This is a genomic window from Colwellia sp. 6M3, from assembly GCF_014077595.1.
Taxonomy (GTDB): Bacteria; Pseudomonadota; Gammaproteobacteria; order Enterobacterales; family Alteromonadaceae; genus Cognaticolwellia.
On sequence record NZ_JACGWF010000014.1, the window covers coordinates 1 to 12,413 of the forward strand.

Sequence of the window (12,413 nt, forward strand, 5' to 3'; positions counted from 1 at the left end):
CCTTTTTGTCTAGCGACAATAGCGACATGGCCCCACCTGATCCCATTCCGAACTCAGAAGTGAAACGTGTTAGCGCCGATGGTAGTGTGGGAGTTCCCATGTGAGAGTAGGACATTGCTAGGCTTCTTTTCAGAATACCCAGCTTATGCTGGGTTTTCGACCCTGTGGAGGGGTTCCCGAGTGGCCAAAGGGATCAGACTGTAAATCTGACGGCTCAGCCTTCGGTGGTTCGAATCCACCTCCCTCCACCATCATTCTATAAACCCGTAACGAAAGTTACGGGTTTTTTTTGTTTATACCTAGAAATAAAATGTAGCTGTTAATTAATCTACTCGGCATAAGCTCTATCATTGCACTAAAGCCGTCTATAATGTATTCTCCACCGCTGTTTGACATTGGCTCAAACCATTAGTGAGAAGAGTATATTCTATGAGTTTTACCGAGTTAGGTTTATCTGCCCCAATACAAAAAGCTATTGCTGAGAAAGGTTATGATACACCATCACCTATACAAGCTCAGGCAATACCTGCTGTGCTTGCTGGCAAAGATGTTATGGCTGCAGCACAAACTGGCACAGGTAAAACAGCAGGCTTCACATTACCTATTCTTGAATTACTATCTCGTGGTGATAAAGCCCGTGCTAACCAAGCCCGAACTCTTATTATTACCCCTACTCGTGAGCTAGCTGCACAAATAGCTGAAAATGTAGAAATGTACGGTAAGCATTTGCCATTGAAATCTGCGGTAGTGTTTGGTGGTGTTAAAATTAATCCTCAAATGCAGCGTTTACGTGAAGGCGTTGATATTTTAGTTGCTACTCCGGGCCGACTATTAGATCTATATAATCAAAATGCTGTTCGCTTTAATCAATTAGAAATTTTAGTACTTGATGAAGCTGACAGAATGTTAGATATGGGTTTTCTTCGTGATATTAAGAAAATTTTATCATTGCTACCAAAAACGCGCCAAACGCTACTTTTCTCAGCAACGTTTTCTCCTGATATCCGTGAACTTGCAAAACGCATGGTTAATGACCCTGTAGAAATTTCAATTAGCCCAAAAAATACTACGGCTGAAAGAGTTGAGCAATTGATCTACTCAGTTGATAAAAATAGAAAATCAGCCTTGCTCACACATTTAATTTTAGAAAATGACTGGCAACAAGTTATCGTGTTTATGAAAACTAAACATGGTGCAAATAAATTAACTAAACAGCTAGATGCTGCAGGTATTCAAGCCGCCGCTATTCATGGTAATAAAAGCCAAGGCGCAAGAACTAAAGCGTTAGCACAATTTAAAGAAGGCAAAATTAGTGTGCTAGTGGCAACTGATATTGCTGCTCGCGGTATCGATATTGACCAATTACCACAAGTTGTAAATTTTGAGTTGCCTAATGTGCCTGAAGATTACGTTCACCGAATTGGTCGTACTGGTCGAGCAGGTTCTAGTGGTCATGCCGTATCATTAGTCTGTGCTGATGAAATAGATTTACTGAATGACGTTGAACACGTCATTCAAACACATATCCCAAGAGAAATTGTACCAGGCTTTGAGCCAGTACATGCTTTGCCTGAATCTCGTAATTTACGCGCTTTAAAACCTAAAAAGCCAAGAAAGTTTAAATCTGAAGGTTCGGAACATAAAGATGGTCAACGTTCTGGTGATAATGCACGTGGTAATAAACCTACGGGTAAAAACCGACGTCATATTGGCAATAGCTCAGCAAGTAACCCTTATGGCAATAGCGAAAGTAAAAGTGGCAGTCGTCGTAGAATAAACCCGAGTAAGTAAAGTGAATACAACAGTTAGTTAATATTTAACTGTTGTAGATTGCGAATAAATTATTGTTGAGCTAACAACTTATCCAAGTTGTTAGCAAATGCTTGTCGATCACTTTGGCTGATCGGCGGCGCACCACCTGTATCAATACCACTTGAACGTAATGTGTCCATAAAATCGCGCATATTTAGGCGTTGTCTAATATTGCTTTCAGTGTAGAGCTCGCCTCTAGGATTTAAGGCTAAACAACCTTTCTCAACAACTTCGGCAGCTAAGGGAATATCCGCGGTTATCACTAAATCATTTGGCGCGGCACGTTTAACAATTTCATCGTCAGCGACATCAAAGCCAGCTGTAACTTGAACAAAGCTAATGACCTTAGATGGCGGCACTTTTAAATAGTGATTTGCTAATAAAGTTGTGGTTGTTTGTGTACGTTCTGCGGCCCTGAATAATATCTCTTTAATCACAACGGGACAGGCATCTGCATCAACCCATATTTTCATGGTTTACCTATAAATTATAAATGATTTAACTAGTGGTAATGTAACGCTAAATGTCGTGTAATGTAAGTACTGCTAGCGTTAATCAACCATAATCAATTTACTATAACTAGGAAAAACCATGAATCAACCACAACGCGATATTACCTTAAGATTTTTAGCTGAACCACAAGATGTTAACTTTGGTGGTAAAGTTCACGGTGGTGCGGTAATGAAATGGATAGATTTAGCAGCGTATGCATGTGCAGCAGGTTGGAGCGGTCGTTATTGTGTTACGGCTTATGCTGGTGGTATTCGGTTCATAGCCCCAATTCATGTTGGTAGTTTAGTCGAAGTAGAAGCTAAGGTAATTTATACCGGTAACTCTTCAATGCATATAGCGCTAGAAGTTAATGCCTGTGATCCTAAGTCACTAAATCGTCGTTTAACAACCCATTGTATTGTGATCATGGTTGCCGTAGATCAAAACGGGCAGTCTGAACGTATTCCTGAGTGGATACCAAAAACTGATGCAGATATAAAGCAACATGAAAGTGCAAAAAAATTAATGGAAATGCGCAAACAAATCGGCGAAGAGATGCAAATTTTTGTAGAATAGCGCCAATAAATAAAGTTGATCAGGATTACATGTGTTAGAGCCAGAAAAAATTAAACAAATATTGCAAATGGATGATGCACAACGTGCTGCTTACTTCATTAATGAAGCGGTTAGTCAAAATTCCTTGTGGATATTAACTGATGAGCATGGCTGTGTAATGCTAAACACTGAAGATGAAGATTGTGTTCCGGTTTGGCCTAATGAAGAGTTTGCCAAAGCTTGGGCAACTGATGAATGGCAAGCTTGTCAACCAGAAGCTATTTCTTTAAATAAATGGTTTAGTCGTTGGAGTACCGGATTAGCTGAGGATGAACTCGCTATTGTGGTATTTCCAAGTCAAGACGAGCAAGGTTTAGTTTTTTATCCTGATGAACTAGAGCATGAACTTAAACAAAAGCAACAATCGATTAAGAAGCGATAAATAGCCATGAGTTTTACGTCCCTAGCATTAGATAAATCACTTACTGACGCTGTAAAAGCTTTAGGCTATGACCAACCAACCCCTATCCAGCAGCAAGCCATACCCGCTATTTTAGCGAATAAAGATATTATGGCTGGAGCACAAACTGGCACAGGAAAAACAGCGGCTTTTGCACTCCCTATTCTTCAGCGTTTGAGTGCAAATATACCTGCCCAAAGACCGATAAGAGCACTGGTATTAACCCCTACCCGTGAATTAGCACAACAAGTGTATAAAAGCTTTGTAAGCTATGCTGAAAATACTGAGCTTAATATTGCGGTTGCTTATGGTGGCGTAAGTATTAAGCCACAAATTGAAGCGATAGAAAAAGGCGCAGATGTTTTAATTGCTACGCCAGGTCGATTGTTAGACCATATAATTAATGGCAGTGTGTTATTAATTCATCTTGAAACTATTGTCTTTGATGAAGCTGATCGTATGTTAGATATGGGCTTTAAAGATGAAATAGACCGTATTCTAAATCGTTTACCGCCAAAGCGTCAGACATTACTGTTCTCGGCCACTTTCGATGATGCCATTTTTAAATTGAGTAAAACTTTACTTAATGATCCTGAGCTTATTGAAGTCAGTGAACGTAATACGGCAGCTTCACAAGTAGAACAAATTGTTTATACCGTTGATAGTGATCGTAAACGTGAGTTAACCTCATTTTTAATTGGTTCTAAAAATTGGCAACAAGTCCTTATTTTTACGCGTACGAAACAAGGCGCTGATGATCTAGCAAAAGAAATGTCTAAGGATGGTATTAAAACCCAATCCATTCATGGTGATAAATCTCAAGGCGCTCGTGATAAAGCATTAGCAGATTTTAAAGCCGGTAAAACTCGTGCTCTAATTGCTACTGATGTTGCAGCAAGAGGAATAGACATTAATGATTTACGTTACGTCATTAACTATGAGCTACCTTATATTGCTGAAGACTATATTCACCGTATTGGTCGTACAGGCCGTGCAGGTAATGACGGTTTAGCCATTTCGTTAATGAGCCCGTCAGAAGCTTGGTTGTTAGAAGCCGTTGAAAAGGTATTAGACACACGCCTCATGCAACAGTGGCTGCCCGGTTATGAACCAGACCTAACCAAAAAAGACTTACCAGCACACAAAAATACGCTGGGTCAGCAAAAAAAACACGGTAGGCAAAAAGCTTTTGGCGATAAAAATAAAGCAAAGACTAATGCTAGTAAGTCGCGCCGTCGCTGATAAGTTAGACAATATTTAGACGTTAAGCCGAATTAAAGCATTCGGCTTTTTTATGCCTGAAATTTAAAGGGTAAATAAATAGGCGATTAATGCATTATATTCAGCGAAGAAGTTATTGCGATCTAACGACTTACTATCAATCATATATTTACCGTTTACCACCATGGTTGGCACACTGGTAAGTTGACTGTTTTTCGAGAGGTTGTCTTGTATTTTCTTCTCTTTATTTGCTTGACCGATCACCGAAAAGTTCTTCATACCTTGATCGAATTTCTTACCATTACCGCCAATTGAAACAAAAATATCATGTATATCTTTTTGATTTGAAATAATTTCTCTATCGGTTTGTAAGTACTTAAAAACAGCTGCAGTAAACTCATTATTTATATTCAATTTTTCAGCAACGATAAGCGCTTTACCCAGCATAAATTGTATTTCTGGGGATGTGTGACCCATAAAATCTACATGTACTTTATTAAACTTAGCCTGTTCAGGTATCACTTTTTTAAAACCCTCAAGGTAAGGTTCATAAGTACGACATGATGGACAGTAATAGGAAAAATATTCAGTTAACTCAGGTGTCGGGGTTTTCTTTTCGGCGACTACAGTATAATGTTTACCTGCTTCAAATTTTGCTGAAAAGCTAGGGTAGCTTGCTATAAGTAGAAGGGTTGTTGCCAATGTACTGATGATTTTTAATACTCTAGTCATATTTATCCTTAACAATTATATTGAGCAAATGCGGTGGCGGTTATTTGTTAATGCCATTATTCGTTAACGCGTTATTCAGCCAGCCAAGCCAGCCCAAAGTTTATATACTAGTGTGTAGACAAAGCCTATAAGGTAATGTTCATTAGAAAATGTAAAAAGGAGTATCAAAAGTAAGCAAGTATAGGTTTTCAAGAGAAAAGTGTTGAGCAGTTAAAATCAGTTTATTGGTAATGTATTAAGATAAACTAAGCAGTACTCATAAACCCGCTTAGTTTTTAAAACTTACATATTAGCTTTAACCATTAAAGTAGTACTATTTAGGTTAATCGCCATACTTGTGCCGATTTACACTGTCTATTTCGGGTACTATCTTCGTAAGGAATGCCGTCAATACTCTGCCTAATATCTTCGTTAACCGTGGCCCATAAATAATAGCTATGCTCAGTTATACCGCCAACAATTTTAGAACAGTTTACTTGGCTGACTTTGTTGTGTAACTGCATAGGTCTAGCCGTACCGTTATGTCCTAGTCTATCTGTATTACCTTTGGTGTAATCAGAAATATACATCGCTAAATCACCATTGTTGTAATAAACCGTGACTTGCTTTGCTAGCCTATGCAAATTAACCATCGGGCGATCTTCTTCGAAAATATTATCGTCAACATCAGGTGCACACATAAATATATGCTGAAACAATTGCGGAAAGTGTTTGTGGTTGTTGAGTTTATCTAATGAAACTAAAGCATGCTGTAAAACATAATTACCCATTGAGTGGCAAAGTAAATGCAATTGTTGACCACATTCTTCAATCAAAGGGTCTTTATGAGTGGGTCTGAGAGTCATCAGGAAATCGCGTAATTTAAGAAAACCACGTGCTACTGCGATACTTGAGTCTCTTGCATCGTTACGATCAGATAAGTAAGCTTTATTTTTCATCATTGCGCCATTTGAAGGCCAAGAAAACAAAAACACACTGGTATCTTTTTGCTCGTCGTCATCATGAGAATGGCGGTTTAGCATCAACTCTAGGGCTAAAGCTGAAGAGACCGCTTCAAACCAATCTACATTAAAGCCATGGATAAAAACGACGAGATCTTTTTTCGATTCCATTTGTTTTTTGAGTGCTTGAAAAGCTTTGATAGAGGGTAGTGGTGAATTTTTTGTCCCCTTAAGATCTTCAGGTTCTTCAAATGCAGATATAAGGTGTTTCTTACGCAGTTTTTTCTCAATATAACCCGCTAAGCTTTCCCCATCCCCGGTGCGATTATCAACACTATCATTCAGGTGTTCTTTTACTTTATTAGCACTAACATCAACACTAACGTGCCCAAAGCGTAAATTGTTAGCCCGATCAGCACTAAAGTCTTGTCCGTAACTATCAGGAGACCAGCGATCACCAAGGTGGTTTCTGTTTGTAGCATAATATAATGTTAATGTGAGCATACTATCATCCAGCAACAATAAATTTAATTACAATAATTGTAGCTAAAATATTGCCGCTAACAAGTGAACTAATGGGTTATCTTAATTTTATGCGCTGAACAATTTTCTGCAATAAGTTGGCTTGGCCTAACTTGAGCGCCGCGTCATCATAATTACTGTTGAGTATTTTTATACGCATAGAATAAGTTGCTCCATGCCCCCAGGGCCACCAGATAACTGCCAACGCAGGAAACTCTTCAGTAGCAGGCTTGGTAAAAATTATCTGTTCCTTATTTAGGTTAGCTAATTCACCCAGTTCATATTTAAGTGATTTTGGCGCTTTTTTAATATTTTTTTTATGCCATTCATCATTAAATATACGACGTAAAATAGTTAAAATTCGCTCTTTCTTTTCCCATGAAAACTCGGTCAGTAATACTGACTGCTGCTCTTCCAAGCGCCAAGTAAGTTCATCGCCTAATGGTGTAGTAATAGAGCTAAATATAGTGTCTTGTTTTTTATTGTTATATGACACAAAATCCCCCTTGTTATTGATTAAATTAAATAATTTTTTATAAAAAAGATACTAACACGTTATTGTAACTGGTTAAGACTTATCGACAATGTTGTCGAAGTTAAACTTATCAATACACTTTTTACAAATGCACGACTTACCCAATAATGTTTGTGGTACTTCACTCAGTAATTCGGGTTTAACTTCACTTTTTGTGCACCAACACGGAGTATCCGCATTTACAGCACAAAAATTACTTTGTTGGCATAAAGGGCATCGATTTGTCTCAAGGCTTGGCATTATGGGCTCTTTTGATGTTGTTTTTATAAATAAGGAAAGTAGCATAACTTAACTAACAGGAGAATATTTAGCTATAATATCTGAGTTACTTTAATTTACTGTATAAATAAACAGTTTAAGGTGCTAGGCTAATAAAAGGTTTATCCGTTACAACTCTTTAAACAAGTATACACTTTGAAACTATATATCGCTGAAAAGCCAAGTTTAGGTCGAGCTATAGCTGCCGCTCTCCCTAAACCTCAAAAAAATCATCAAGGCTATATCGCGCTTGCTAATGGCGATGTAGTGAGTTGGTGTATTGGCCATATTCTTGAACAAGCAAATCCTGAAAACTACGATCCAGCGTTTAAAAAATGGCAAATGGCGCACTTGCCTATAGTGCCTGAGCAATGGCAACTTAAGCCAAAAACACAAACCCGTGCACAGCTCACGGTTTTAAGAAAACTCGTTAAACAGGCTGACGAAATAATACATGCTGGTGACCCTGACCGAGAAGGCCAGCTATTGGTTGATGAAGTCATCGATTTTCTAAAAGTACCGGCACAGAAAAAGCAGAATATTCAACGGTTATTGATCAGTGATTTAAACTTACCTGCCGTAAAAAGATCGCTCGCTAACTTACAAAGCAATCAACTTTATATGCCATTATCTATTTCTGCCCTGGCACGTTCTCGGGCTGATTGGCTGTATGGCATAAACTTAACTCGGGCTTATACCTTACAAGGGCAAAAAGCTGGCTTTAATAGCGTATTATCTGTGGGCAGGGTGCAAACGCCGCTGCTAGGTTTAGTGGTTAGACGCCAACAAGAAATAGACAACTTTATTGCGAAAAACTTTTATGATGTACACGCACACTTACAAACTGATAGTCAGGCAAAGTTTATTGCAAAGTGGCAACCCAGTGACGCTTGTCAGCCTTATATGGATGAAGAAGGGCGCGTACTCAATAAAGCTTTAGCGGAAAACGTGGTCAGCCGCATTAATAATCAAACTGCGGTAGTGAGTGAGGTTGACGAACAACAGAAAAAACAGGCTGCGCCGTTGCCTTATAATTTATCGTCTTTACAGATTGATGCAGCCAAAATATATTCATTAAACGCGAAACTGGTACTCGATGTTTGTCAGGCCTTGTATGAAAAGCACAAGTTGATCACATACCCTCGCTCAGATTGTCGCTATTTACCGAAAGAACATCATGCTCAAGCTAAAGGCATTATAGCCATGTTAGCTAACGCCGATGAAACCTATGCCAAGTTTGCACAAGATGCTGATAGTTCGTTAAAAAGTAAAGCATGGAATAACGCCAAAGTTACAGCGCATCATGCCATTATACCAACTGAAAAATCTGCCAATAAATTAACCTTGAACCCGTTTGAAAAGAAAATTTATTTTCTTATTGTAAGGCAATATTTGGCACAGTTTTATCCTGTCTATCAATATAACCAGTCTCGAATTAGCGTGTTAATTGCCGGGGGTACATTCAGTGCTAATGCTAAAACGCCTATAGCTCAAGGCTGGAAAGTGTTATTTCAGCGCACGAAAAGTAAATCTAATAAAGTCGATCAAAGTGATGAAAATACTGAATGCCAGCTAACACATCAATCATTGCCTAAGCTGGTAAAGGGCGAGCAACTACAATGTCTTCATGGTGAATTAATCAGTCGAATGACACAAGCACCTAAACAATTTACTGATGCTAGCCTATTAAGTGCCATGACAGGTATCGCTCGTTATGTCAGCGACAATACAATCAAAAAAATGTTACGTGAAACCGATGGTTTAGGTACTGAAGCAACCCGTGCAGGCATTATTGATTTGTTATTTAAACGTGGATATTTAGAGCGTAAAGGCAAGAATATTCATGCAACGGCTATTGGAGCATCCTTAATTAATGCACTGCCTATGGCTGCAACATTACCCGATATGACCGCACATTGGGAGGCAACACTCACCAACATCAGTGAGAAAAAAAGTCGCTATGAAGATTTAATCAGCCCGTTAACGTTAACGATAGCCGAGATGATTAAGCAGTCGGAACAGCAATCTTTTGCACAGTTGCCCAAAGTGGCTTTTAAGCGAAAATCAAAAGCTAAAAAGTCTAGTACTTGGAAAAAAAAGCCGATTAATTAATATTACAGAAATAGCTAACATTTGTTGATTAGCAATCAATAAATAGCGACTTCATAAAATCGTAAAATACGTCAGTTTTTCGGGTTGTTAAACTGTTTTGTGGTCGTAGAAACCAAACTGGCGCATCACTTTTCGCCATTACTTCAGGCATAACCTCAACTAAAGCGCCGTTATTTAACTCATCTTTAATCGCAATTTTTGATTTTATCGTAATACCGTGTCCTGCAATGGCTGCTTGGGTCATATTGTCAGAGTTTGAAATAGTAAAACGTGTTGGCGCATTAAAACTTTGTATTTTACCTTGCTCATCAAATAATTTTAATTGCCTTTGCCACGGTAAGCATACCCAATTATGCTGACTTAATTGCGTTAAATTATTTGGCATACCGTATTTTTCTATATAGCTTGGCGCTGCACACAGTATCCGAGTGTTATTAACTAACTTGCGCGAGAGCAAGCCTGAATCATTTAATTGTCCAACTCTTATCGCCACGTCTTGAGCGTCATCAACAACATTTACAAAGTGATCTGTGATTAAAAAATCAAGTTTAAGCTCAGGATAAGTATCTTCAAACTGGGTCAGTGTTGGCATAACGTATTTGGAAAACACCCAAGGTGGCATCGTGACCCTCAATAAGCCACTAACACTTGAGCTTCGCGCGCCAATACTATGCTCAGCATCACGTAAGGCCTCAATAATAGCACCAACACGTTTGTAAAAAACTTCACCCGCTGGCGACAAGCGTACTCTGCGACTATCTCTAAAGACTAAAACGGTTGATAGCTCGCGTTCTAATTTACTTAATCTATGACTAACTGTCGCTGGCGATAAACGCTGTTCTCGTGCAGCTGCTAAAACACCTTTATTTTCTACTACAGCAATAAAGGTTTCTAAATCGCTTATGTTGTACATATTAACGCCATGATGTGCTTTTAATGTTTAATATTTTCGAATGAAGCTTTCAGTTTTGCAATGTTTATTTAAATAACTAAAACACTATAATAGTGAAAAAAGTTATATCACACAGGTTTATCATGAATTTAAAAGCACAAATCGACGCCTATAACGTGCAAAAAGAGGCTGACTTACCTACTGAAGTTTTAGCGTTAATGAATACCACCAACGAAGAACTTATCGCGCAACATATTAGAGATAATGCTTTGCAGGTTGGTCAAAAAGTTAAAAACTTTAGCTTATTGAATCATCGTGGCGAAAGTACAGAATTAGCGACACTATTAGCACAAGGTCCGGTCATAGTGAGCTTTTATCGTGGAGCTTGGTGTCCATATTGTAATTTAGAGCTAAAAGCCTTGAATGATTATTTACCGCAATTTAAAGCAAAAAATGCTCAGTTAATCGCGATATCACCGCAACTGCCGGATGAAACATTATCAACAGCTGAAAAAAATGCCCTTGAGTTTGATGTGTTGTCAGATGTTAGTAATACTATCGCTAGCCAATTTGGCCTTTTATTTACATTAGATGAACGTATTCAAAAGCTATACACCGGTTTCGGTATTGATTTCGAACATTACTATGGCGATAAAAGCTTTAAATTACCGTTACCGGCAACTTATGTTATTGATCAAAACGGTATCATTACTTACGCTTTTATCAGCGAAGATTACACTTTACGTGCAGAACCCGAAAATGTCCTAGCGGCTTTACAACTGGAAAATATTTAATGTTATTTTTACAATCAATTAAAACACTTACGCTTTCAATATTATTAGGTACAAGCCTTTTATCAGGAGTCACTATGGCTAATGAGATACAAAACAAACCTAAAGTACTTATTTTTGATGTTAACGAAACATTGCTTGATTTAACGTCTATGCGAACCTCTATCGGCAAAGCCCTAGGTGGGCGCGAAGACTTATTGCCATTGTGGTTTTCTACTATGCTGCATCATTCACTGGTTTCTACCGTTATGAATGATTACCACGATTTTGGTCAAATTGGCGTAGCTTCATTATTAATGGTGGCACAAAACAATAATATTGAAATCACGCCTGAACAAGCTAAAACGGCGATTGTAACGCCATTATTAACCCTACCACCGCATAGTGATGTGAAAGCAGGGTTGGCGAAACTTAAAGCCCAAGGTTATAAATTAGTTAGCCTGACCAACTCTTCAAATAAAGGTGTAAAAGCACAGTTTGAAAGTGCAGGTTTAACGTCTTATTTTGACGAGCGATACAGCATTGAAGATATAAAAATTTATAAGCCAGATTTACGTGCTTATGAGTGGGTGCTTAAAAAACTCAATGTTAAAGCTAATGAAGCTATGATGATAGCTGCTCATGGTTGGGATGTTGCTGGCGCGAAAGAAGCGGGCCTACAAACTACGTTCATTGCTCGCCCAGGTAAAGCGCTTTATCCGTTAGCGAAAAAGCCTGATCACGTGGTGAAAGACTTAGCTGAATTGGTTACGTTGTTGAAATAATAGCGATATTTATAACCAGTACAATAACGGTTAATAACACTGTAATTAACCGTTTTATTTTTTAACCCTGCGATTTTAGTCCCCCCTCATTTCATATCTCTTATCGTTGTTAGTTATAAGCATAAATATGAAAAAACCTGCTATTTTCTATCTCTTTGAATAAAAAAAAGTAAATAATATTTAAATTATATCAACATTTTATAATTATTTAGATGTAATACTCTAATGTTACCTCCACTATTGTTAAAATAATTATCGAGCTAACTTACTGTTAGTAATAAAAAATTTTGAGAATCTTTTACTTACCAAGTGGTCAATGATTAAAA

At 38.1% G+C, this 12,413-nt stretch carries 13 protein-coding genes, 1 tRNA gene and 1 rRNA gene; 9 read left to right on the forward strand and 6 right to left on the reverse strand.

Translation table 11 applies throughout. The annotated features are described in order from the left end of the window. The first annotated feature begins 8 nt into the window (after positions 1–8). From rrf to H4J50_RS04880, 3 genes are all read left to right on the forward strand, one after another. A 5S ribosomal RNA gene (rrf, locus tag H4J50_RS04870) occupies positions 9–123 on the forward strand. 43 nt (positions 124–166) lie between these two features. Next, positions 167–251 (forward strand) — tRNA-Tyr (locus H4J50_RS04875). Positions 252–429: 178 nt separating this feature from the next. After that, complete coding sequence (locus H4J50_RS04880) at positions 430–1,791, forward strand: DEAD/DEAH box helicase (RefSeq protein ID WP_108454526.1); 1,362 nt, start codon at positions 430–432, stop codon at positions 1,789–1,791. A gap of 50 nt (positions 1,792–1,841) precedes the next feature. On the opposite strand, the gene H4J50_RS04885 is transcribed toward H4J50_RS04880, so the two are convergent. Then, positions 1,842–2,285 (reverse strand): YaiI/YqxD family protein, encoded by a 444-nt coding sequence (locus H4J50_RS04885; RefSeq protein ID WP_108454527.1) that lies wholly within the window; start codon positions 2,283–2,285, stop codon positions 1,842–1,844. A gap of 118 nt (positions 2,286–2,403) precedes the next feature. Here H4J50_RS04885 and H4J50_RS04890 point away from each other — a divergent pair, with 118 nt between their 5' ends. The 3 genes from H4J50_RS04890 to H4J50_RS04900 all read left to right on the forward strand — a co-directional run bounded on the left by H4J50_RS04890 (position 2,404) and on the right by H4J50_RS04900 (position 4,561). Next, a complete protein-coding gene (locus tag H4J50_RS04890; protein ID WP_081150576.1) occupies positions 2,404–2,880 on the forward strand; it encodes an acyl-CoA thioesterase in 477 nt (158 codons plus the stop codon). A 67-nt stretch (positions 2,881–2,947) separates the two neighbouring features. Then, positions 2,948–3,301 (forward strand): DUF2750 domain-containing protein, encoded by a 354-nt coding sequence (locus H4J50_RS04895; protein WP_108457683.1) that lies wholly within the window; start codon positions 2,948–2,950, stop codon positions 3,299–3,301. 6 nt (positions 3,302–3,307) lie between these two features. After that, positions 3,308–4,561, forward strand: a complete 1,254-nt coding sequence (locus H4J50_RS04900; protein WP_182254794.1) for a DEAD/DEAH box helicase — start codon at positions 3,308–3,310, stop codon at positions 4,559–4,561. A gap of 63 nt (positions 4,562–4,624) precedes the next feature. On the opposite strand, the gene H4J50_RS04905 is transcribed toward H4J50_RS04900, so the two are convergent. The 4 genes from H4J50_RS04905 to H4J50_RS04920 form a co-directional block, all read right to left on the reverse strand. Continuing rightward, a complete protein-coding gene (locus H4J50_RS04905) occupies positions 4,625–5,272 on the reverse strand; it encodes a thiol:disulfide interchange protein DsbA/DsbL (protein ID WP_182254796.1) in 648 nt (215 codons plus the stop codon). Positions 5,273–5,589: 317 nt separating this feature from the next. After that, on the reverse strand, positions 5,590–6,717 hold the full coding sequence (locus H4J50_RS04910) for an alpha/beta hydrolase (RefSeq protein ID WP_108454530.1): 1,128 nt from the start codon (positions 6,715–6,717) through the stop codon (positions 5,590–5,592). Between the two features lie 76 nt (positions 6,718–6,793). Then, a complete protein-coding gene (locus H4J50_RS04915; protein WP_182254798.1) occupies positions 6,794–7,231 on the reverse strand; it encodes a hypothetical protein in 438 nt (145 codons plus the stop codon). 72 nt (positions 7,232–7,303) lie between these two features. Next, entirely contained in the window at positions 7,304–7,510 is a 207-nt protein-coding gene (locus H4J50_RS04920) for a cysteine-rich CWC family protein (protein WP_182254800.1), read from the reverse strand. A 174-nt stretch (positions 7,511–7,684) separates the two neighbouring features. Here H4J50_RS04920 and H4J50_RS04925 point away from each other — a divergent pair, with 174 nt between their 5' ends. After that, positions 7,685–9,640 carry a DNA topoisomerase III gene (locus tag H4J50_RS04925; protein ID WP_182254802.1) on the forward strand — a complete coding sequence of 652 codons (1,956 nt, stop codon included), beginning with the start codon at positions 7,685–7,687 and terminating at the stop codon, positions 9,638–9,640. Between the two features lie 28 nt (positions 9,641–9,668). Here H4J50_RS04925 and H4J50_RS04930 read toward each other — a convergent pair whose 3' ends face one another. Continuing rightward, the gene (locus H4J50_RS04930) at positions 9,669–10,553 is read right to left on the reverse strand and encodes a LysR family transcriptional regulator (protein ID WP_182254804.1); all 885 of its coding nucleotides are present in this window, start codon (positions 10,551–10,553) and stop codon (positions 9,669–9,671) included. Positions 10,554–10,675: 122 nt separating this feature from the next. Here H4J50_RS04930 and H4J50_RS04935 point away from each other — a divergent pair, with 122 nt between their 5' ends. Further along, a complete protein-coding gene (locus H4J50_RS04935) occupies positions 10,676–11,326 on the forward strand; it encodes a peroxiredoxin-like family protein (RefSeq protein ID WP_182254806.1) in 651 nt (216 codons plus the stop codon). Continuing rightward, positions 11,326–12,087 (forward strand): haloacid dehalogenase type II, encoded by a 762-nt coding sequence (locus H4J50_RS04940; RefSeq protein WP_182254808.1) that lies wholly within the window; start codon positions 11,326–11,328, stop codon positions 12,085–12,087. Before H4J50_RS04935 ends, H4J50_RS04940 begins: the two co-directional genes overlap by 1 nt. Positions 12,088–12,413 lie beyond the last annotated feature (326 nt).